At 65.6% G+C, this 22459-nt stretch carries 20 protein-coding genes; 12 read left to right on the forward strand and 8 right to left on the reverse strand.

Annotated elements, in window-relative coordinates:
* Nucleotides 1-49 precede the first annotated feature (49 nt).
* Entirely contained in the window at nt 50-973 is a 924-nt protein-coding gene (locus tag AB7290_RS33925) for a LysR family transcriptional regulator (RefSeq protein WP_085402531.1), read from the forward strand.
* 125 nt (nt 974-1098) lie between these two features.
* Here AB7290_RS33925 and AB7290_RS33930 read toward each other — a convergent pair whose 3' ends face one another.
* Nucleotides 1099-1719, reverse strand: coding sequence for a glutathione S-transferase family protein (locus AB7290_RS33930; protein WP_085402530.1), 621 nt, complete (start codon nt 1717-1719; stop codon nt 1099-1101).
* 141 nt (nt 1720-1860) lie between these two features.
* Here AB7290_RS33930 and AB7290_RS33935 point away from each other — a divergent pair, with 141 nt between their 5' ends.
* Nucleotides 1861-3141 (forward strand): flavin-dependent oxidoreductase, encoded by a 1281-nt coding sequence (locus AB7290_RS33935; protein WP_085402529.1) that lies wholly within the window; start codon nt 1861-1863, stop codon nt 3139-3141.
* A gap of 261 nt (nt 3142-3402) precedes the next feature.
* On the opposite strand, the gene AB7290_RS33940 is transcribed toward AB7290_RS33935, so the two are convergent.
* Both AB7290_RS33940 and mutY read right to left on the reverse strand, forming a co-directional pair.
* Complete coding sequence (locus AB7290_RS33940; RefSeq protein WP_085402528.1) at nt 3403-3825, reverse strand: PaaI family thioesterase; 423 nt, start codon at nt 3823-3825, stop codon at nt 3403-3405.
* A 52-nt stretch (nt 3826-3877) separates the two neighbouring features.
* Entirely contained in the window at nt 3878-5017 is a 1140-nt protein-coding gene (gene mutY / locus AB7290_RS33945; RefSeq protein WP_085402588.1) for an A/G-specific adenine glycosylase, read from the reverse strand.
* A gap of 128 nt (nt 5018-5145) precedes the next feature.
* Between mutY and AB7290_RS33950 the strand changes: the two genes are divergently transcribed.
* The 9 genes from AB7290_RS33950 to AB7290_RS33990 all read left to right on the forward strand — a co-directional run bounded on the left by AB7290_RS33950 (nt 5146) and on the right by AB7290_RS33990 (nt 15262).
* Nucleotides 5146-5637, forward strand: coding sequence for a DUF721 domain-containing protein (locus AB7290_RS33950; RefSeq protein ID WP_028150718.1), 492 nt, complete (start codon nt 5146-5148; stop codon nt 5635-5637).
* Nucleotides 5638-5777: 140 nt separating this feature from the next.
* Nucleotides 5778-6434, forward strand: coding sequence for a DsbA family protein (locus AB7290_RS33955; RefSeq protein ID WP_085402527.1), 657 nt, complete (start codon nt 5778-5780; stop codon nt 6432-6434).
* Between the two features lie 218 nt (nt 6435-6652).
* Nucleotides 6653-10117, forward strand: a complete 3465-nt coding sequence (smc, locus tag AB7290_RS33960; RefSeq protein ID WP_085402526.1) for a chromosome segregation protein SMC — start codon at nt 6653-6655, stop codon at nt 10115-10117.
* Between the two features lie 134 nt (nt 10118-10251).
* Nucleotides 10252-11229, forward strand: a complete 978-nt coding sequence (locus tag AB7290_RS33965) for a small ribosomal subunit Rsm22 family protein (RefSeq protein WP_085402525.1) — start codon at nt 10252-10254, stop codon at nt 11227-11229.
* A gap of 136 nt (nt 11230-11365) precedes the next feature.
* Nucleotides 11366-11926, forward strand: a complete 561-nt coding sequence (locus AB7290_RS33970) for a LemA family protein (RefSeq protein ID WP_014497379.1) — start codon at nt 11366-11368, stop codon at nt 11924-11926.
* 32 nt (nt 11927-11958) lie between these two features.
* Nucleotides 11959-13161, forward strand: a complete 1203-nt coding sequence (locus AB7290_RS33975; RefSeq protein ID WP_085402524.1) for a M48 family metalloprotease — start codon at nt 11959-11961, stop codon at nt 13159-13161.
* 194 nt (nt 13162-13355) lie between these two features.
* Nucleotides 13356-14108, forward strand: a complete 753-nt coding sequence (locus tag AB7290_RS33980; protein ID WP_085402523.1) for a hypothetical protein — start codon at nt 13356-13358, stop codon at nt 14106-14108.
* Between the two features lie 60 nt (nt 14109-14168).
* Nucleotides 14169-14837, forward strand: a complete 669-nt coding sequence (locus AB7290_RS33985) for a hypothetical protein (protein WP_085402522.1) — start codon at nt 14169-14171, stop codon at nt 14835-14837.
* 92 nt (nt 14838-14929) lie between these two features.
* The gene (locus AB7290_RS33990) at nt 14930-15262 is read left to right on the forward strand and encodes a GIY-YIG nuclease family protein (RefSeq protein WP_085402521.1); all 333 of its coding nucleotides are present in this window, start codon (nt 14930-14932) and stop codon (nt 15260-15262) included.
* 24 nt (nt 15263-15286) lie between these two features.
* Here AB7290_RS33990 and AB7290_RS33995 read toward each other — a convergent pair whose 3' ends face one another.
* The 5 genes from AB7290_RS33995 to petA form a co-directional block, all read right to left on the reverse strand.
* Nucleotides 15287-15826 (reverse strand): adenine phosphoribosyltransferase, encoded by a 540-nt coding sequence (locus AB7290_RS33995; RefSeq protein WP_038943444.1) that lies wholly within the window; start codon nt 15824-15826, stop codon nt 15287-15289.
* A 9-nt stretch (nt 15827-15835) separates the two neighbouring features.
* Complete coding sequence (locus tag AB7290_RS34000; RefSeq protein ID WP_085402520.1) at nt 15836-18001, reverse strand: anthranilate synthase component I; 2166 nt, start codon at nt 17999-18001, stop codon at nt 15836-15838.
* 232 nt (nt 18002-18233) lie between these two features.
* A complete protein-coding gene (locus AB7290_RS34005) occupies nt 18234-18908 on the reverse strand; it encodes a dienelactone hydrolase family protein (protein ID WP_085402587.1) in 675 nt (224 codons plus the stop codon).
* A gap of 145 nt (nt 18909-19053) precedes the next feature.
* The gene (gene fbcH, locus AB7290_RS34010) at nt 19054-21117 is read right to left on the reverse strand and encodes a cytochrome b/c1 (protein WP_071916174.1); all 2064 of its coding nucleotides are present in this window, start codon (nt 21115-21117) and stop codon (nt 19054-19056) included.
* A gap of 62 nt (nt 21118-21179) precedes the next feature.
* On the reverse strand, nt 21180-21710 hold the full coding sequence (gene petA, locus AB7290_RS34015) for a ubiquinol-cytochrome c reductase iron-sulfur subunit (protein WP_063985148.1): 531 nt from the start codon (nt 21708-21710) through the stop codon (nt 21180-21182).
* Nucleotides 21711-21988: 278 nt separating this feature from the next.
* Between petA and AB7290_RS34020 the strand changes: the two genes are divergently transcribed.
* On the forward strand, nt 21989-22441 hold the full coding sequence (locus AB7290_RS34020; RefSeq protein WP_085402519.1) for a tRNA (cytidine(34)-2'-O)-methyltransferase: 453 nt from the start codon (nt 21989-21991) through the stop codon (nt 22439-22441).
* Nucleotides 22442-22459 lie beyond the last annotated feature (18 nt).

Genomic DNA, 22459 nt, shown 5'->3' on the forward strand with positions numbered 1-22459 from the left:
CGGATAAGAATTCTTCAAATCGATAGTGGATATGATATCTATTCGCCTCATGAATTTGAATTCGCTTGACCTCAATCTCCTGACCGCGCTCGACGCGCTGCTGCGCGAGGCCAATGTCAGCCGGGCCGCGCTTCGGATCGGGCTGTCGCAGCCGGCCACGAGCCATGCGTTGCAACGCCTGCGCGACATCTTCGGCGATCCGTTGCTGGTGCGCACCGGCGCGCGCATGGAGCTGACGCCGCGGGCGCAAGCGCTCCGCGCGCCGCTGGCCCAGGCGCTCGACCAGGTGCGCGGGCTGTTCATACCTGACGACTTCGACGCCGCGCGCAGCGAGCGGCAATTCCGCCTGATGATGCCTGATCTCGCGGTCGAGCTGCTGATGCCGCCCCTGATGGAGAAAGTCACCCAGGCCGCCCCCAACGTCCGCATCGACGTCGTGCCTTGGCGAGGGTCGACGATCTTCCACGCAGAATTCGCCCGCACCATCGATCTCGTGATCTCGATCGGCAACGCCTTCAAGGGTTTTCACCGCCAGCTGCTCTACACCGACAGCGACGCGCTGGCGGTGCGGCGCGGCCATCCCATGGCTGCGAAGCTGAAGCGGCGCGAGACGTTCCTGGCCGCACGCCATGTCGGCGTGATCATCCGCGGCAGCAGCGAGGATTTGATCGACACCTGGCTGCGCACCAAGGGCATCGAGCGACACATTTCGCTGGTGGTGTCAGGCTATCTCGAAGCGCTGCACGTCGCCGCCCGCACCGACCTCGTCGCCTTCGTGCCGCGCCGGCTGATCGCCGCGCTGTCGAAGCAGCTCGGCCTCGTCACGGTGACGCCGCCGCTCGACCCCGGGATCGACGAGCAGTTCATGTTCCATCCGACCCGCGCGCAGATGGACCCCGGCTCGATCTGGCTGCGGCGACTGATGCTGGAGACGGGACGTGAATTGGAGCAAGCCAAGCGCAAGCTATCGTAGGGTGGATTAGCCGAAGGCGTAATCCACCAACTTTTGCATCTGCGGAGACAAACAGAGGTGGGTTACGCCGAGCAGATACGCTTCGCGCATCTGCTCGTCTAACCCACCCTACGAGAGCTACGTTCCTACGCCTTCTGCGCGTCCATCACCTTGCGCACGGCGGGACGGTCGGACATGCGCTTGAAGTGGTCGGCGATCTTCGGCGTGGCGTTGATGTCGACGCTGTCGCCTTCGAGCCAGGTCGACAGGGTATAGAGATAGGGGTCGCAGATCGTGTACTGCTCGCCCATCACCCACGGTCCCTTGAACATCTTCTGTTCGATCAGGGAGAAGCAGGCGCCCATGGTCTTCGGAATCATCGCCTTCATGTCGGCGAACGAGCTCTCCTCGGCAGCCCAGCGCGCGCCGCGCATCTTGTGGGCATGGTTGATGTGCACGGTCGAGCAGAGATAGGAGTTGAACGACTGCACCCGGGCGAAATCGAAGGGATCGTCGAGCGGCGCGAGCTTCGCCTTGGGGAAGGTCTGCGCGACATAGGCCAGCATCGCGGGCGTCTCGGTCAGCACGCCGCGATCGGTCACCAGCGCGGGCACGCGGCCCTTCGGGTTGATCGCGAGGTAATCCGGGCTGTTCTGCTGGTTGGTCTTGAAGCTCAGCCGCTCGGCCGTGTAGTCGGCACCGGCCTCTTCCAGGGTGATGTAAGTGGCGAGCGCGCAGGTGCCGGTGGCGTAGTAGAGCTTGAACATGTCGGACCTCATGGGAAAGCTGGAAGTTAACGGCTGTCGTCCCCAAGGTCCATAGCACGACGTTCTCCGTGCTTTTGCTCTTCGCAGTTGCCCACCGCCGCCCGCCTGTGCCAAGACGCCCGCAATCGGAGGGGTTTTGTCATGACGGTACTCATCGCCGGTGGCGGCATCGGCGGGCTGACGCTTGCGCTCAGCCTGCACGGAATCGGCGTTCCCGTAAAAGTGTTCGAGAGCGTCGCCGAGCTGAAGCCACTCGGCGTCGGCATCAACGTGCTGCCGCATGCCGTGCGCGAGCTGATCGAGCTCGGGCTGATGGACAGACTGGACGCCAGCGGCGTGCGGACCTGCGAACTCGCCTATTTCTCCAAGCACGGCAAGCCGATCTGGAGCGAGCCGCGCGGGCTGGAAGCCGGCTACAAATGGCCGCAATTCTCGATCCATCGCGGCACCCTCCAGCAGCTCCTGCTCGACACCGCGATCGAGCGGCTCGGCCGCGAGAATATCTTGACCGGCCACCATCTGACCGGCTGGACCGAGACGGAAAACGGCGTGCGCGCCGACTTCATCGACAGGGCGACCGGCAAGGCTGCCGGCAGTTACGACGGCGCGATCCTGATCGCCGCCGACGGTATCCATTCCGCCGTGCGAGAAAAGCTCTATCCGCAGGAGGGACCACCGATCTGGAATGGCCGCATCCTCTGGCGCGGCGTCACGCCGTCAAAAGCCTTCCTCACCGGCCGCACCATGATCATGGCCGGGCACGAGATCCTGAAATTCGTCTGCTATCCGATTTCGAAGGCGCCCGATGCGGCGGGCAACCATCTGATCAACTGGGTTGCCGAGCGCCACATGCCGCCGACCTATCAGTGGCGGCGCGAGGACTATAACCGCACGGCGCGCCTGGAGGAGTTTCTGCCCTGGTTCGAGAGCTGGCAGTTCGACTGGCTGGACGTGCCCGGCCTGATCAAGAACTGCCCGCACGCCTACGAATATCCGCTGGTCGACCGCGATCCGGTGTCGCAATGGACCTTCGGCCGCGTCACGCTGATGGGCGACGCCGCGCATCCGATGTACCCGATCGGCTCGAACGGCGCCTCGCAGGCGATCCTCGATGCCCGCACCATCACCCGCGAGATCCTGGCGCATGGCCCGACGACCGCGGCGCTGCTCGCCTATGAGGCCGAGCGGAGGCCTGCGACCACCGACCTCGTCCTGCTCAACCGCAAGAACGGCCCCGAGCAGGTGATGCAGCTCGTCGAGGAGCGCGCGCCCGACGGCTACGACATCGTCACCGACGTGCTGTCGCAGCAGGAGTTGGAAGACATCGCCGCAAACTACAAGCGCGTCGCCGGCTTCCAGGTCGAGGCGCTGAATGCGAAGCCGCCGATCGTGAGCGCGGATGCAAAGCGGATGGGAGCGTGAGCTCGCGCAAGAAGCGAGATGCGCATTAATGTGCCCTCGCCCCTTGCGGGAGAGGGCAGCACCACTGGCAAACATACACTCGCTTGGGTGAGGGGTCCGTCTCCGCGAGTCCAACTCGCATTTGAGTTCGCGGAGAGAAACCCCTCATCCGGCGCCATAGCCGAAGCTTCGCTTCGGCGTTCTCTTAAGAACGGCGGCCCGAAGGCCGCCTATGCCACCTTCTCCCGCAAGGGGAGAAGGGAAGAGGAATGCGCGGCTCGACTATTTCCCCACCACCCTCGCCGCCTCCAGCAGCCGCTCGCTGGCGCTCGCCGTCGCCAGCACCGTGCCGTCTTCCGCCATCAGCTTCGCCTCGACGAACGCAATCGTCTTGCCGAGTTGCGTCACCCTGGCCTCACCGATGATCGGGCCGGGCCTTGCGGGGCTGAGGAAATTCACGGTCATGCTGATCGTGGTGGTGTAGAGCCGGCCCTCGCTCATCACCAGCACGGCCGGCCCCATGGTGTCGTCGAGCATGGCAGAGAGCATGCCGCCCTGGATGAAGCCCGCCGGATTGCAGAACTCGGGCTTGCCCTCGAAGGCGAGCCTGATCCAGCCCTCCTCCGGACGGGCATCGAGCAGGCGCCATCCGAGCAGCTCGGCGCAGGGCGGCCTTGGAAAGTTGTTGAGTGCGGTCTTGACCATTGGCAGCCTCCGTATCGGGCGCTGATAGCGTAGCGCTGCTGCCAGCGTGCTGTCAGGAAGGTGGGGCCCTTGAAGGGTCCAGCGCGTGTGCGATCACCTTGCGCATGACGTTGGGCAGCGCTTCACCGGCGAGGGTCGCGATCGGCACCCAGCGCATGCCCTCGGGCGCGCGCGTACGCGCTTCGGCCTTCGCCGTGTAGACCACCAGCTCCAGCGGAAAATGCGTGAAGACGTGGGTGACGACGCCCACCTTGCGCTGCCAGCGCGACAGCCCCTTCAGGTCCGGTGCCTGCTGCTTCGCCGTCGCGTCCTCCTGGCCGGCCAGCCAGTCCGAGCCCGGCACCTCGGTCATGCCGCCAAGGAGGCCTTTTTCGGGCCTCGAGCGGACCAGCAGCTCGCCGCCGCGCGTCACGACGAAGGCAGCCCCGCGCCGCAACGTTCCGCTCTTCTTCGGCGCCTTGCGCGGAAACGTTTCCTGCGTCGCCAGCGCACGCGCGGTGCAATCCTCATTGAGCGGACAGAGCGAGCAGGCCGGCTTCTTCGGCGTGCAGATCGAGGCGCCCAGATCCATCAGCGCCTGCGCGCTGTCGCCAGCACGAGACGTCTCGTCGCCGGCGCGAGCGTCCGCAAGCAGCGTCGCCGCCAGTTGCTGGATCAGCGGCTTGGCCTGCGGCAGCTCCTCCTCGACGGCGAACAGGCGCGACACCACGCGCTCGATGTTGCCGTCAACAGGCATGGTGCGGCGGTCGAACGCGATCGCGGCGATCGCGGCCGCCGTATAGGGCCCGATGCCCGGCAGCGCGCGCAGCCCCTCTTCCGTGTCCGGAAACACACCGCCGTGCTCGCGCGTCACGGCCACCGCGCAGGCATGGAGATTGCGCGCGCGGGAGTAATAGCCGAGGCCGGCCCACATCCGCAGCACGTCATCCTGCGACGCCCGGCCCAGCGCCGTGACATCCGGCCAGCGCGCGACGAACTTTTCGAAATAGGGGCCGACGGCTTTCACGGTGGTCTGCTGGAGCATGATCTCCGATAGCCAGACGCGGTAAGGGTCCGAGGTCTCGCCGGGCATCGCGCGCCATGGCAGACGGCGGCGATGGCGGTCGTACCAGGCGAGCAACAGCGTTGGGCGAGCCGATGCCTCCGACTGAATTGGTTCCGACTTGGCCATTAGTGCCGATTTGGGGCTCATGCCCTCACTGTAGCGGCAACGCGCCGGCCTCTCCACGTCATGGCCGCGCTCGTCGCGGGCATCCACGTCTTTCTTCGCGGAACGCTCCCCAATGGTGAGGCCTGCGCTCCAAGGTGCTATAAGGGTCCATGTCCAAATTCCCTCCCAGACCCGGTCCCATCAGCGCCAAGCCGCTGTCGCTGCTGCTCAACGACGTCTTTGCCGAGGCCTATGCCAAGCAGGGTTTTGCGGCGCGCGAGCTGGTGACCCGATGGGCGCAGATTGCCGGGCCGGAGATTGCGGCCCATGCCGAGCCTTTGAAGATGCAATGGCCGCGGCCGGTCGAGGGCCAGCCGCAGGAGCCGGCGACCCTGGTGCTGCGGGTCGAGGGGCCGATGGCGCTGGAGATCCAGCACTCCGCCGACGTGATCCTGGAGCGGGTCAATCGCTTCTTCGGCTGGAGCGCGGTCGGCAAGCTCGCCTTCCGCCAGGCCCCCCTGTCGCGCGCCCGGCCGCCGGTCCGGCCCGGTCCGCCGGATCCCAAATCGGTGGCCAAGGTGGCGGAGAGCCTGGGGGACATCGAAGATGAAGAATTGAAGACAGCGCTGGCGCGGCTCGGGGCCGCCATCAAGCGAAATTGAGCCTCATTCCGCCGGTAATCTGAACCCGTCCCTGTCGCTCGCCATTGCCTCGAACTACGTTTCAAGCTAGCGACAGGCCGCCTGAACGGGAACTTTGATAAGAACCTTGGGGCGAGACCACACCAATCCGGGAGCCGACCTTGATCATCACCCGCCGCGCCTTCAACACGATGCTGTCGCTGACCGGTCTTGCCGCGCTCGCCGGGCTGTCGCCGCTGCGGTTCATCTCCGAGGCGATGGCGCAGTCGGCCGCCGATGTGGCCAAGCCCGTGTCGCTGCCCGACATGGCACTCGGCGCCAAGGACGCCCCCGTCACCATCACCGAATATGCCTCGATGACCTGCCCGCATTGTGCGGCGTTCAACGAGCAGGTGTTCCCCAAGATCAAGTCGGAATACATCGACACCGGCAAGGTGCGTTACATCTTCCGCGAGTTCCCGCTCGACATCAAGGCCGCCGCCGGCTCGATGCTGTCGCGCTGCATCGCCAAGGACGACGCGTCGAAATATTTCGCGGTCACCGACATGCTGTTCCGCCAGCAGAACGATTGGGTGCTGAAGAACACCACCGAGACCCTGACGCGGATCGGCAAGCAGGCCGGCCTCACCCAGCAGCAGGTCGAGGCCTGCCTGAAGGACCAGGCGCTGCTCGACAAGATCGCCGCCGACCAGAAGTACGCCAGCGACGTTCTGAAGGTGGATTCGACGCCGACGTTCTTCATCAACGGCGAGAAGATCAAGGGCGAAGCCTCGTTCGATGAATTCGCCAAGAAGATCAATCCGCTGCTGAAGAGCTGATTTTCCCCGCTCAACGCCTGATTCGCATCTCGAAAGCCGTATCTTTCCCGGCATAAATCCCTTGGGAAAAGCGGTTTTCGCCGGTTGCCCTCGCGGCGCACCGCGGCCATTGTCCGACCGCATGAGGCGCCTCGCGCGACTCACCCAGAGAGTGACATTGCCTTCCATGGTATTGTCCCGGCAGGGGGATTCGCGCCTGCCAACAGAGATGCGTGCTTATGAAAATCACCCGCCTGCGCCTTCACGGCTTCAAGTCCTTCGTTGAGGCCACCGACTTCGTCATCGAGCCCGGCCTGACCGGCGTGGTCGGACCCAACGGCTGCGGCAAGTCGAATCTCGTCGAGGCGCTGCGCTGGGCGATGGGCGAAACCTCGTACAAGTCGCTGCGCGCGGCCGACATGGACGCGGTGATCTTCGCCGGCTCCGGCAACCGTCCTGCGCGCAACCACGCCGAAGTGACGATGACGATCGACAACACCGATCGCACCGCGCCGGCGGCGATGAACGACAGCCAGCTGCTCGAAATCTCCCGCCGCATCGAGCGCGAGGCGGGCTCGGTCTATCGCATCAACGGCCGCGACGTGCGTGCGCGCGACGTGCAGATCCTGTTCGCGGACGCCGCCACCGGTGCGCGCTCGCCCGCCCTCGTCCACCAGGGCAAGATCGGCGAGATCATCCAGGCCAAGCCCGAGCAGCGCCGCCGCGTGCTGGAAGACGCTGCCGGCGTCGCCGGCCTGCACGCCCGCCGCCACGAGGCCGAGTTGCGGCTGAAAGCCGCCGAAACCAACCTCACCCGCGTCGAGGACGTGATCGGCCAGCTCGCCGGCCAGATGGAAGGCCTGAAGAAGCAGGCCCGCCAGGCCGTGCGCTATCGCGAGGTCGCGGCCAAGGTCCGCAAGGCGGAAGCCACGCTGTTCCACCTGCGCTGGATCGGCGCGCATGCCGACGTCAACGAATCCGGCCAGACCCATGATCTCGCGGTTCGCGAAATGGCCGAGCGCACCCAGCACCAGGCCGAAGCCGCCCGCATCCAGGCGATCCGCGCCACCGAAATGCCGGCGCTGCGCGATGCCGAAGCGCGCGCCGCGGCCGGGCTGCAGCGCCTGACCAATGCACGCGAACTGCTCGACCGCGAGGAAGAGCGCGCCAAGGAGCGCGTCGCCGAGCTAGAGCGGCGCCTCGCCCAGTTCGAGGGCGACATCTCGCGCGCCCAGCAGCAGACCATGGACGCCGACGTCGCGCTCCAGCGGCTCGACACCGAAGACGCCGAGCTGAAGGAAGAGATCAAGTCGCGGGTCGAGAAGCGCTCCGGCGTCGACGAGCGCGTCGGCGAAGCCGAGGCGGTGCTGACCGAAACCGAGCACCAGTTCGCCGAGCTCACCACGGCGCTTGCCGACCTCACCGCCAAGCGCAACCAGCTCGAAGCCAATGTCCGCACCCACCGCGACAAGCTCGCCCGGCTCGACCAGGAGATTTCGAACGTCGCGGCCGAGGAGCAGAAGCTTGCCGACGAGACCGGCGGCTTCGGCGATCTCGACGAGCTGACCGCAACGGTCGAGAACGCGGAGCAGACCCTTGCCGCTTCGGAAGCCGCGGCCCAGGCCAGCGAAGCTGCGCATGTTGCCGCGCGCCAGACGCTGGAATCCTCACGCTCGCCGCTCGTCGAAGCCGACAAGCGCGTGCAGCGCCTCGATACCGAGGCGCGCACGATCTCCAAGATCGTCAACGGCGAGACCAAGAATCTGTGGCCGCCGATCATCGACGGCATCACCGTCGACAAGGGCTTTGAGAAGGCGATCGGTGCCGCGCTCGGCGACGATCTCGACGCGCCGGTCGATCCGTCCGCGCCGATGCGCTGGACCAATGCCGGCGTGACCGACGGCGATCCGGAGCTGCCCGAGGGCGTCGTGCCGCTCGCGAGCCACGTTCAGGCGCCCGCCGAGCTGGCGCGCCGCCTGGCGCAGATCGGCGTGGTGCCGCGCGAGCGGGGCGCCGAACTGGTCTCGCAGCTCAAGACCGGCCAGCGGCTGGTCTCGCCCGAAGGCGACGTCTGGCGCTGGGACGGCTTTGTCGCCGCGGCCCACGCCCCGACCGGTGCGGCACGGCGCCTCGCCGAGCGCGCCCGCCTCGTCGACATCGAGAACGAGCTGGAGCAGGCCCGCATCGACGCGCAGATCAAGCGTCAGGCGCTGGAGAACGCCGAGTCCGAGCTGCAGATGGCCGCCAGCACCGAAGGTGCGAGCCGCGAGGCCTGGCGCGCCGCCCAGCGCGAGCTCAACGTCGCGCGTGAGCGCCATGCGACGGCCGAACGCGAGATCAGCCGCCGCGCCGCGCGCAAGGCGACGCTGTCGGAAGCCCATAGCCGCCTCGCCGCCGACCGCGCCGAGGCCGAGGCCGCGTACGAATATGCCGAGGCCGGCATCACCGAGCTGCCGTCGAGCGAGGACACGGAGACCCGTCTCGCCGCCGTCCGCAGCGACATCGAAGGCCATCGCCGCATGGCCGCCCAGGTCCGCGCCGAGGCGCAGGCGCTGGCGCGCGAAGCGGAGCTCGCCGACCGCCGCGTGCAGGCGATCCTCGCCGAGCGCACCGAGTGGCAGAACCGCAAGGAGAGTGCGGCCTCACACATCGACACCATCCAGACCCGCATCACCGAGGTCTCGATCGAGCGCAGCGATCTCGAAAACGCGCCCGCCGTGTTCGCCGAGAAGCGCAGCGCGCTGATCACCGAGATCGAATACGCGGAAAACGACCGCCGCATGGCCGCCGACGCGCTCGCCTCGGCCGAGACCGCGATGGCCGAAACCGATCGCGTCGCCAAGCTGACACTCGAAGCGCTGTCGAGCTCCCGCGAAGCAACCGCCCGCGCCGAGGAGCGCATGGAAGGCGCACGGCGCCGGCTCGAGGACATCGAGCGCGAGATCCGCGACATGCTGGAGGTCGAGCCGCAGGCCGTTGCCGGCCTCGCCGAGATCGAGCCCGGCGCCGAGCTGCCGCCGCTGCACGACATCGAGGAAGACCTCGAAAAGATGCGCCGCGACCGCGAGCGCCTGGGTGCGGTGAACCTGCGCGCCGAGGAAGAGCTGCGCGAGGTCGAGACCCAGCACACCGGCCTCGTCACCGAGCGCGATGACCTCGTCGAAGCCATCAAGCGGCTGCGCCAGGGCATCCAGAGCCTCAACAAGGAAGCGCGCGAGCGGCTCCTGACCTCGTTCGAGGTCGTCAACAACCACTTCAAGCGCCTGTTCGTCGAGCTGTTCGGCGGCGGCGAGGCCGCGCTGCACCTGATCGAGAGCGACGACCCGCTCGAAGCCGGTCTCGAGATCATCGCAAAGCCGCCGGGCAAGAAGCCGCAGACGCTGTCGCTGCTTTCGGGCGGCGAGCAGGCGCTGACCGCGATGGCGCTGATCTTCGCGGTGTTCCTCACCAACCCCTCGCCGATCTGCGTGCTGGACGAAGTCGACGCACCGCTCGACGACCACAACGTCGAGCGCTACTGCAACCTGCTGCACGAGATGACCAGCTCGACCGACACCCGCTTCATCATCATCACACACAACCCGATCACGATGGCGCGGATGAACCGGCTGTTCGGCGTCACCATGGCCGAGCGCGGCGTCTCGCAACTGGTGTCGGTGAGCCTGTCAGAGGCGGTGGACATTCTCGACCAGAACGTGGCGTGAGCCTCCGGTCGTTCCACACCTATTGACGTCATCATCCGCGAAAGCGGATGATCCAGTACGCCGCGGCCTCTCGGTTCACGGCGCCGTCTCGGAATACTGGATGCCCCGCCTACGCGGGGCATGACGATGAGAAAATGATCTCACCCACCCTCCCCGCCGAACTGAAAGCCGCCCTCGACGGCAAGCTTCAGGGCTTCTCCCGCACCGACGCCGCACAGCGCTCGCAAAAAATCTCGACCGCCTATCGCGCAGGCGGCACCTCCGGCACCATCAAGTCGGAGGCCGATGCGCTCGCCTACGCGCTGGCGCGGATGCCAGCGACCTATGCGGCCGTGGCCGCCAGCCTGAATGCGCTGACCGAGATGGCGCCGGACCTCGCCCCGGAAACCCTGCTCGACGTCGGCGCAGGCCCGGGCACCGCGAGCTGGGCCGCTGCTGAGGCCTTTCCGTCGCTGCAGGATTTTACCCTGCTCGACGCCAACGCCACCCTCAGCCGTCTCGCGCTCGAACTGGCGCATGACAGCACACGTCTCGCCGATTGCCGCTATCTGCCGGGCGACGCCGGTGCCAATCTCGCCGAGGTCTCGCAAGCCGATCTCGTCGTCGCGAGCTACGTCATCGGCGAGCTCAGCGAGACCGATCAGCGCAAGCTTTCGGAAACGATGTGGGCGAAAGCACGCCACGCGCTGGTCGTGATCGAGCCCGGCACACCGGCCGGCTACGCGCGCATCCTCGCGCTGCGCCAGCAGCTGATCGCGCTAGGTGCCTACGTCGCCGCGCCCTGCCCGCACGAAAAACCCTGCCCCCTCGTAGCGCCCGACTGGTGCCATTTCAGCCAACGCCTGCCGCGCTCGCAGGCGCACCGGCAGATCAAGGGCGCCGACGTGCCGTTCGAGGACGAGCGCTTCATCTACACCGCCCTGACCCGGACAGCGCCCGCAACACGTGCCGCGCGCGTGCTGGCGCCGCCGGATGTCGGCAAAGCCGAGATCACCGCAAAGCTCTGCACGGAGGGCGGCCTCGCTATCACCAAGGTCCCGCGGCGCGACAAGGCCGGCTATGCAAGCGCCCGGCGCTGGCGCTGGGGCGACGCGGTCATTGCCGAAAGTTAACTTCGTCGGACGCTTTTGCCTTGAACTCGGATGGTTCCCCATTCGACCAAGTCTTACCTTCCTCTGCGCCGGGCTCTCGTCCTGTGCCAATTTGGTCTAGGCTGCGCCCGCCTGCTTCCCCCTTCAGGAGTTCTCCATGTCGACCGGCTGGATCGTTCTCGGCGTCATCGTCGTCCTCGTGTTCCTGGCGTTCAGCGCCTACAACCGGCTGGTGGCGCTGGGCCAGCGCGTCGGCCAGGCCTTTGCCGACATCGACGTGCAGCTCAAGCAGCGCCACGATCTGATCCCGAACCTGGTCGAGACGGTGAAGGGCTATGCTTCGCATGAGCGTGGCACGCTCGACGACGTCATCAAGGCGCGCAACTCGGCGATGTCGGCGCAGGGACCGGCACAGGTATCCGCCGCCGAGAACCAGCTCTCCGGCGCGCTCGGCCGGCTGATCGCGCTGTCGGAGGCCTATCCGGACCTCAAGGCCAACGCCAACTTCCAGCAGCTCGCCAGTGAGCTCTCCGACCTCGAGAACAAGATCGCGGCGAGCCGCCGCTTCTTCAACAACGCGGTCCAGGAGTACAACACCGGCATCCAGCAGATGCCCGCCGCCCTGTTCGCCGGCATGTTCGGCTTCACCAAGAAGGACTTCTTCGATCTCGGCGCCAGCCGCACCGAAGTCGAGGCCACTCCGCAGGTGAAGTTCTGAGTTGAGCCGATAGGCCGGCAGGGCATCGCGTCATGGCCGCGTATGGTCTCTACACGCACATCGCCTCGAACAAGTTTCGTTCGATGCTGCTGCTCGCCGGCCTGTTCATGCTGGTCTACGTGCTGGTCTATGCCGGCGCGCTGGTCGCGGAAGTCGTCATCAACAGCAATGGCACTGTCGCCTACTATCTGAGCCGCGCTTTCCACGACCTCATCGTCGCCGCGCCGTTCGCGACGATCGCGGCGGCGGTCTGGATCGTCATCGCCTATTTCTTCCACCAGTCAATGATCGATGCCGTGACCGGCGGCCACGACGTCACCCGGCAGGAAGAGCCGCGACTCTACAATCTGCTCGAAAACCTCTGCATCTCGCGCGGCATCACCATGCCGAAGCTGAAGATCATGGAGAGCCCGGCGCTGAACGCGTTCGCGACCGGCCTCAATCCGCGGCAATATTCGATCACCGTGACCACGGGTCTCCTCAATGCGCTTGATGACAAGGAGATCGAGGCGGTGCTGGGCCACGAGCTGACCCACATCAAGAACGGCGACGTCCAGCTCATGGTCGTCGCCGTCATCATCGCCGGCGTGGTCGGCTTCTTCGGCGAGTTGTTCTTCCGCCTGTTCACGAGCTTCAACTGGAGCTCCGGCTCCGGCGGCTCGTGGTCGTCGGGCTCGTCCTCATCGTCGCGATCGTCCTCGTCGTCGAGCGACAGCAAGAGCTCCGGCGGCGGCGCGGTGATCGTGATCATCATCGCGGTCGTGCTGATCGTGGTGGCGTGGCTGTTGTCGCAGGTGGTGAAGCTCGCGCTGTCGCGTTCGCGCGAATATCTCGCCGACGCAGGCTCCGTCGAGCTGACGAAAGATCCGGACGCCATGATCTCGGCGCTGCGCAAGATCGAGAACCGCGGCGAGCTGCCGGGCGCGACTTCGGCGGTGATGGAGCTCTGCGTCGACAATCCGCGCGAGGGCTTTGCCGATTTGTTCGCGACCCATCCCTCGGTGCAGTCCCGGGTCGACGCGCTGGTCAAGTTCGCCGGCGGCCATGATCCCGGCCCGCTGCCGCCGCCCGACGAGGCGGACGAGCCTGAGGCACAGGTGAAGCGGCAGGACGGCCCGCCGCCGTTGCGCCAGGGGCCTTGGGACGATGCAGGCAGCTCGGCCGGTCCACCGCCCGTGCCCGCCCCCTCCGGAACTGCAGCCGGCAATCCGATGGGTCCATGGGGCCGTCGTTAAGGGCGGGATTTTAAGCGACTTGCGAAGGGTTGCGTTGCGATTGGGAAAAACCTCGGAAATTGCCACAACCAGAGGCCGAGGATTTGAATTCTCCCTTGTTTCTGCCATGTTCGCGCCCAACAGCAGACTTGGGACATCGATTTGGGGCCCGACCGATTGCAAGGCGCAATCGGAGGGCGCGTTAGGGGACAGCAATGGCAAAGCCGGCAGTGGTTGTGGTGGGCGCGGACAAGGGCGGGGTGGGCAAGACCACGGTGTCGCGCACCTTGCTCGATTATTTTTCCGCCAACAACGTACCGACGCGCGCCTTCGACACGGAGTCGCCGCGCGGAACCCTGAAGCGCTTTCACCCCGAGATCACCGAGATCGTCGACATGATGACGACCTCGGACCAGATGAAGATCTTCGACACGCTCAACGCGGCGAGCCCGTCGGTGACCGTGATCGACGTCCGCGCCGGCCTGCTCTCGCCGGCGCTGGCCTCGCTGCGCGACATCGGCTTCCTCGACGCAGCCAAGGCCGGCCAGATCACCTTCGCGGTGTTCCACATCCTGGGCCCCTCGATCGCGTCGCTCGACGAAATCGCCGAGACCGCAGGCTTCATGGGCGGCGCAAAATATTTCCTGGTGAAGAACTTCATCAACGACACCCAGTTCTTCCAGTGGGACCAGGCGACCTACAATTCCTACTTCCACCGCATCAAGGACGCGACCGAGCTGACCATCCCCAAGCTCAACGAAATGGCCTATGAGCAGGTCGAAGTGTCCTCCGTCCCGTTCCTGAAATTCGTCGCCAACAAGGGCATCAACGACGAAGCCGCGAACTATTCCTTCGTGCTGCGCGGCTATGTCCGCCACTGGCTGGCGAATGTCTGGAGCGAGTTCGACCGGATCCGGCTGACCGACATCGTCGGTTCGAAGCCCGCCACCCGCAACAGCGAAAAATAGTTGCAGAGCCCGGGCGGATACGGCTGGATTGGACGGTGAGTTCGCCTGATATAGCTGTCGATGCCCGCGACGCCCCTTTACATCATCTGCTCGCCCCGCCCGCAGGTCGGCAAGACGCTGCTGGCGCGGCTATTGAGCGAATTTTTGCTGCTCAAGAACGGCGACGTCGCGGCCTTCGACGTCAACCTGAAGGAACCGTCGCTGCTCGACTATCTGCCGAAGGTCACCGAAACGGCTGATGTGATCGACACCTACGGCAAGATGCAGCTGATGGACCGCGTCATCGTCGATGACGGCCTAGCCAAGGTGATCGACCTCGGCTTCCACGCCTTCGACGAGTTCTTCAAGATGACCGACGAGATCGGCCTGTTGAAGGAGGCCGCACGCCGGCACGTCGCGCCGATGATCCTGTTCGTCGCCGACACCGACCGCGTCTCGGCCCGCGCCCACGAGATGCTGCGCGGACAGATCCCGCGGATGAACCTGATCACGGTGGACAATGAGCACATCGTGCGCGGCGAGCTGCCGGCCGCGATGGCGACCGGGCGGCTGTTCCGCCTGCCCGCGCTACCCGGCTTCCTCAAGACCTATATCGACCGGCTCAACTTCTCCTTCACCGGCTATCTGCGCCAGGAGAAGGACGCCTCCACCGAGCTGCACCAGTGGACCCGGCGGAACTACCTCGCCTTCCGCGAGCTCGAGCTCAGCCTGATCCTGCAAAGCTCCTGAGGCGATAATTTTACCCGGATAATATTGACTGCGGGGCTGACCGCGCCTATTGAGGCGGAGATCGGTATCCCTCTCAGCAAGGTCCCACCCCCGTGAGCATCGACCGGAAGGCAGCCATCGCCGCCTACAAGGAGCGCAAGACCATTGCGGGCATCTACGTCGTCCGCTGCGCGGCATCGGGCGAGGCCTGGGTCGGCCAGGCGCCGAACCTGCAGACCATCCAGAACCGCATCTGGTTCTCGCTCCGCCAGGGCAGCCACACCTGCCGTACCCTCCAGGCTGCGTGGAACGCGCATGGCGAGGCGGGCCTGACGTTCGGCGAATGCGAGCGGCTGGAAAATGAGGAGACTGACTACGTCAGGAACGCGCTCCTGAAGGAGCGCATGCTGCATTGGCGGTCCGCATTGAAGGCCGAGGCGATCTGACGATCGCCGGGGTGGCGACGCGGCTCAATGCCCTTCGAACGTCATCAGCGTTCGCACCGGCACGTCCATCGCGCGCAGCTTGGCGGCGCCGCCGAGATCGGGGAGGTCGACAATGAAGCAGGCGGCGACGACATTGGCGCCGATTTGGCGGAGGAGCTTCACCGCGCCTTCCGCGGTGCCGCCGGTGGCGATGAGATCGTCGACCAGGATGACGCGCTCGCCGGGCTGGATCGCGTCGACATGCATCTCCATCTCGTCGATGCCGTATTCGAGCGAGTAGGCAATGCGCACGGTGGTGTGCGGCAGCTTGCCTTTCTTGCGGATCGGCACGAAGCCGGCGGAGAGCTGATGCGCCACCGCGCCGCCGATGATGAAGCCGCGCGCCTCCATGCCGGCGACCTTGTCGATCTTGTTGCCGGCCCAGGGATTGACGAGCTCGTCGACCGCGCGGCGGAACGCGCGCGCATCCGCGAGCAGCGTGGTGATGTCGCGGAACATGATCCCCGGCTTGGGATAGTCGACGATGGTGCGGACGCTCGCCTTCAGATCGTGGTCAAAGGTCATTGGTGCCTCTCAATCAACGCGCGCATCCAGCCGGAACGCATTCTCGACAATCCTCAGGCCCACCTCGCCGCTGAGCGACATCAGCGATTCCGGATGGAACTGCACGCCGGCAACCGGCAGCGTCTTGTGCTCGAGCGCCATGGCGACACCGTCCTCGGTGCTGGCGGTGACATCAAGCACCTCGGGCATGCTGTCGCGCTCGACATAGAGCGAGTGATAGCGGCCGATCACGATCTCGTTCGGCAAATTGCGCATCAGGCGGCCGCCGCGCACCTGCACCCGCGAGGGCCGGCCGTGCGCGGGATGCGTGAGTTGACCGAGCTCCCCGCCGAAATATTCGCCGATCGCCTGCACGCCGAGACAGACGCCGAACACCGGCAGCTTCTTCTCCAGCGCCGCATCGATGGTCTTCTTGATCCCGAAATCTTCGGGCCTGCCTGGTCCGGGTGACAGCACCAGCAAATCCCACCTCTTCCGCTTGAGCATGTCGAGCGCATGCACATGGCGGACCACGGTGACGTCGGCGCCGACCTGGCGGAAATAATCGGCCAGCATGTGCACGAAGCTGTCGTCGTGATCGATCAGCAGCACCTGCTTGCCCGAGCCGGTCGCATCGGGCGCGAAGGCCGACAGCGGCTTTGGCGGATCGCCGCGCAGCGCCTGGAACAGGGCTGCGGCCTTGACCTGGCACTCGCGGTCTTCGGCCGCGGGATCGGAATCGAACAGGCAGGTGGCACCGACGCGCACCTCGGCGAGACCATCCTTCATGCGGATGGTGCGGATGGTGAGGCCGGTGTTGATGCTGCCGTCGAAATTCACCGCGCCGATCGCGCCGGCATACCAGCGCCGCGGCGAACGCTCGTGATCCTCGACGAACTGCATCGCCCAGAGTTTTGGCGCGCCCGTCACCGTCACCGCCCAGGCATGGGTAAGGAAGGCATCGAGCGCGTCGAAGCCGGGACGCAGCATGCCCTCGACGTGATCGACGGTGTGGAACAGTTTTGAGTAGGTCTCGATCTGGCGGCGCGCCAAGACCTTGATCGTGCCCGGCACGCAGACGCGCGCCTTGTCGTTGCGGTCGACGTCGGTGCACATGTTGAGTTCGAACTCGTCCTTCTCCGAGTTCAGGAGCTGGCGGATCTGCTCGGCATCGCCGATCGCATCGGTGCCGCGCGCGATCGTCCCTGATATCGGGCAGGTCTCGACGCGGCGTCCGTCGGAGCGCACGAACATTTCCGGCGAGGCGGAGACGAGGAACTCGCCCTCGCCGAGATTCATCAGCGCGCCGTAGGGCGACGGGTTGATGACGCAGAGGCGCTGGAACACTTCCGCCGGCGAGCGATCGCAGGGCTCGGCGAAGAGTTGTCCGGGCACCGCCTCGAACAGATCGCCGCGCGCGAAAGCCGCGCGCGCGGTCTCGACCGTGGCCTGATATTCACCAGGCGCGTGATCGGCAAAGCCCTGGCGCGGTGTCTTCAGGTACGGGCTCTCGACGGTCTCGCGCGGCAGGCCTTCGGTGGACTTGCCCTTCCACGCAAAATCGTAACTCAGCACCACGCCGCGGCCGGTCGCACGGTCGTAGGCGAGCAGGCGATCGGGGACGTAGAGCACGATATCGCGCTGGTCCTGCTCGCGTGCGCGCTTCTGCACGAGGTCCTCGATCTGGAACACGAGGTCGTAGGCGAAGGCGCCGAACAGGCCGAGCAGCCCGTCATCGTTGGCGGAGAAGGCGGCGACGAGATCGCGCACCAGCGACATCACGCTGGCGCGCCGCGTGCGCTGGTCTTCCTCGACCGGCGCATCGCCGCGGATGATGTGGCCGGCAAGCCGCGTGGCGGTCTTCTCGGAGATCACGACGCAGGGCTCGTGCAGCACGTCTGCGAGGAAGGCGATCAGCACCTGGCCGCGTTCATTGAGCGCTTCCAGCTTGAAATTGACGCCTGTGGTCTCGAGCTTGAGCGGCGGGTCGGAGAAGCCGAGGTCAAAGCTCTCGTAGCGGCCGGGCACGGTCGTGCCCGAGGACAGCACCACGCCGCGGCGGCGGTCGAGCAGGTTGATGAGATCGTCGAGCCTGTTGGCGCCGCCAGTGAACTGCTCCGCCACACGCGTGATCGCGAGACCGCCGCGGGTCACGTAGTCGCTTCGAGCCGGGAGGGCAAAGACTGTCCTGTTCATGTCGTCCTCTTACGAAACTTGCCGAGGAAACGCCACACAGGACAAACGATCAGGCCGCCGCACTGCGTGGCGACCTTCGACGATTTTGAGAAATGAAATCGCACCGGCCACCTCTTTAGGAGGTGCGCCACCAAAGACGGGCTGGGCGGACGGCGGTGCTCATGGGGCGGATACTCACCATGGCGCGGGGACGGCGTCAAGGGTGGGCGGGCGCCGTCCGAGCTCCAGGCGATCAGCCGAGATGCTTCCGGAAAAACTCCGTCGCCCTGCCCCAGGCGAGCTCGGCGGCTTCGCGGTCGTGCACGGCTTGGCGCTGCTCGTTGACGAAAGCGTGCTCGGCATCATAGCGGAACAGCTCGAGCGACTTGCCGGCGGCCTTCATGCCGCTTTCAAAGGCATCGACCAGTTGCGGCGTGCACCAGTCGTCCTTGTTGGCGAAATGGGCCTGGAGCGGGATCTTGACGTCGGCGGGCTTGGCCGCCTGCTCGGGCGGGATGCCGTAGAAGACGACGCCGGCCGCGAGCTCCGGAATCTTGGTCGCGCCGATGATGGTGACGGCGCCGCCGAGGCAGAAGCCTGTTAGCCCGACCTTGGCGCCGTTGCGCGACAGATATTGCGTGGCGCCGCGCACGGTCTGCGTGGTGGCGTCCATGAAATCGAGCGAGTTCATCTCTTTGCCGGCGGCGTCCGTGTCGTGATACGGCACCACCTTGCCCTTGTAGAGATCGGGCGCCAGCGCATCGAAGCCGGCGAGCGCAAAGCGGTCGCACAGGCCCTTGATCTGATCCGACAGGCCCCACCATTCCTGGATCACGACCACGCCCGGCGCGTTGCCGCGCGCGGCGTTGGCGAGATAGCCCGAGGCGTCCTTGCCGTCCGGGCGCTTGAAGGTGATGGTGGTTCCCATGGTGTCCTCCGATGAGTTTCTGGGGGAGCGGTTGGCGGTATTTTGGCGTTTGAGCGAGCGATAGGCAATCGCGCCAAACAACACACGCTCGTGTCCAACAAAAAAGCCCCCTTGCGGGGGCCTCTTCATTTTCGTCTCGATCCGCTCAGTGGGAGTCGGCCCAGACCTTTTTCTTCGTGAAGTACATCAGGCCCGCGAAGATGATCAGGAACACGAACACCTGGAAGCCGAGGCGCTTGCGCGCTTCCATGTGGGGCTCGGCGGTCCACATCAGGAACGTGGTGACGTCCTTGGAATATTGCGCGACCGTGGTCGGCGAGCCGTCGCCATAGGTTACCTGGCCGTCGCTGAGCGGCTTCGGCATCTTGATGGCGTGGCCCGGGAAGTACTTGTTGTAGTAGGAGCCTTCGGGGATGGTGACGCCTTCAGGCACCTTGTCCTCAAAGCCCTGGAGCACCGCCGCGACATAGTCCGGGCCCTGCTCCTGGTACTGGGTGAAGAAGTCGAAGATGAACCAAGGGAAGCCGCGGCCGTAGGAGCGCGCCTTGGTGATCAGCGACAAATCGGGCGGCGCCGCACCGCCGTTCGCCGCACGGGCCGCCTGCTCGTTCGGGAATGGCGAGGGGAAATAGTCCGCCGGCCGGCCCGGGCGCTCGAACATGTCGCCCGCATCGTTCGGGCCGTCCTTGACCTTGTAGTCGGACGCAAACGCCGCTGCCTGCGCCACCGAATAGCCGGGGCCGCCGGCTTCCGCGAGGTTGCGGAAGGCGATGTAGGACAGGCCATGGCAGCTCGAGCAGACCTCCTTGTAGACCTGCAGGCCGCGCTGGAGCGCGCCGCGGTCGTACTTACCGAAAGGGCCGGAGAACGACCATTTGTTGCCCGGCGGCCTGTCGCTGCCTTCGGAGGCGCGAGCGTCCTGAAGGCTGCCGAGGAACAGCGCGCCGGCGGCAACGAGCGCGATGGCGACCGAAGCCACCGCCTTGCCGCCCTTGGCCAGGATCGCCTCCGAGATCGAGTTCGGCACCGGCCGCGGCGTCTCGATGCGCGAGAGCAGCGGCAGCACGATCAGGAAGTAGGCGAAGTAGCAGACCGTCAGGACCCGGCCGGCGATCACGTAGATGCCTTCCGGCGGCTGCGCGCCGAGATAGCCGAGCAGGATGCAGACCGCGACGAAGATCCAGAAGAACTGCTTGGCCAGCGGCCGGTACTTCGACGACCTGGTCTTGGCGGCATCGAGCCAGGGCAGGAAGCACAGGATGATGATCGCCGAGAACATCCCGATCACGCCCGCGAGCTTGTTCGGGATCGAACGCAGGATCGCGTAGAACGGCAGGTAATACCATTCCGGCACGATGTGCGGCGGCGTCACGCCCGGGTTCGCCGGGATGTAGTTGTCGGCGTCGCCGAGATAGTTCGGCATGTAGAAGATGAACCAGGCGTAGAGCAGCAGGAAGCAGGCGACTCCGAACCCGTCCTTGATGGTCGCGTGCGGCGTGAACGGCACCGTGTCCTTTTCCGTCTTCGGCTCGACGCCGTCAGGATTGTTCTGGCCGGCGACATGCAGCGCCCAGACGTGGAGCACGACGACGCCAGCGATCAGGAACGGCAGCAGATAGTGCAGCGAGAAGAAGCGGTTCAGCGTCGGGTTGCCGACCGAATAGCCGCCCCACAACAGCGTCACGATGCTCTCGCCGACATAGGGAATGGCGGAGAACAGATTGGTGATGACGGTGGCGCCCCAGAAGCTCATCTGGCCCCACGGCAGCACGTAGCCCATGAAGCCCGTCGCCATCATCAGGAGGTAGATGATGACGCCGAGGATCCACAACACCTCGCGCGGCTCCTTGTAGGAGCCGTAATAGAGACCGCGCAGCATGTGGACGTAGACCGCGAAGAAGAACATCGACGCGCCGCAGGCATGCATGTTGCGCAGCAGCCAGCCGTAATTGACGTCACGGACGATCAGCTCGACCGACTTGAAGGCGAGATCGGCGTGCGGCGTGTAGTGCATCGCCAGGACCACGCCGGTCAGGATCTGCATCCCCAGCATGAAGGAGAGGATGGCGCCGAAGGTCCACCAGTAATTCAGGTTGCGCGGGGTGGGATAGACGACGAAGGAGGAATGGACGAGACCGATGATCGGCAGACGTCGCTCGATCCATTGCAGGGCCGGATTGCTCGGCTGGTAGTCGGATGGTCCGCTCATGATGCGATCCTGAGGAAATATAACGACGAGACGGCGCGAAGCTTCGGGCGAAGGCCCGAAGCTCAGCCGATCTGGATTTTGGTGTCGGAAACGAACTGGTACGGCGGCACCGGCAGGTTCGCGGGCGCGGGCCCCTGGCGGATGCGGCCGGACGAATCGTACTGCGAACCATGGCAGGGGCAGAAGAACCCGTCGTAATTGCCCTCATGAGCGATCGGGATGCAGCCGAGATGGGTGCAGATGCCGATCACGACCAGCCACTGCTCGTGGCCCGGCTTGACCCGGGCCTCGTCGGACTGCGGATCGGGCAGGCTCGCCACGTTGACGGCGCGCGCCTCGTCGATCTGCTTCTTGGTGCGGTGGCTGACGTAGATCGGCTTGCCGCGCCAGAACACCTTGATGTCCTGCCCCTCGGCGACCGGGCTGAGATCGACCTCGATCGGCGCACCGGCGGCGATGGTCGACGCATCAGGATTCATTTGAGAGATGAAGGGCCAGAGCGCAGCTGCGCCCCCTACTGCTGCAGCTGCCCCCGTTGCAACGAATAAGAAATCACGGCGTGTCGGATGGTCCGCCGAAGACGCTGTCGTCACGATTCCAACCCTTTCTTCTTATGCTGCCGACGGAACCGTTCCGGGAGCCCCCAAGGTCCCCAAAACAGTGTGCCGGCGCCCGCGGCCCCCCGCGGCGGCAGAACTTCACTTGTCCCCACCGAAACAAGGCGAAAACAGCAGTCCAGAATCGTTCTATTGGCACCCTTGCCGGGCGAGCGCAAGCCCGCTAACGGCGTGGGGGCGTGCAATGCACGAATTCCGCAGCCAGCGATGTTTTATTGAGACATTTCCGGCCCGCACCGACCCCGATACAGCCCATGCAGATCGCGCTTTTCCAACCCGACATCGCCCAGAACACCGGCACGATTCTCAGGCTCTGTGCCTGCCTGGGCATGGCCGCCCACATCATCGAGCCGGCGGGCTTCCCGTTCTCCGACCGCTTGTTCCGCCGGGCGGGAATGGACTACCTCGATCATGTCAGCGTGACCCGCCACGACTCCTGGTCGAAATTCGAGGAATGGCGTGCGACACAGGGCTACCGCCTGCTGCTGTTCACCACCAAGGCCGCCACCGATTACCGCGATTTTCATTACCAGACGTCGGACATCCTGCTATTCGGGCGCGAGAGCGCCGGCGTCACCGACGCGGTGGTCGAGGCTGCGGACGCGCGGCTGGTGATCCCGATCACGGCGGGGCTGCGGTCGCTCAATGTCGCCATGACCGCGGCGATGGCCGCAGGCGAGGCGCTGCGGCAGCTCCGGAACCCGTAAGTTTGAGATGTTGAGGAG

Origin of the sequence: Bradyrhizobium sp. 613_E4_N2_2 (assembly GCF_052075995.1) — a bacterium.
Lineage (GTDB): Bacteria > Pseudomonadota > Alphaproteobacteria > Rhizobiales > Xanthobacteraceae > Bradyrhizobium > Bradyrhizobium barranii.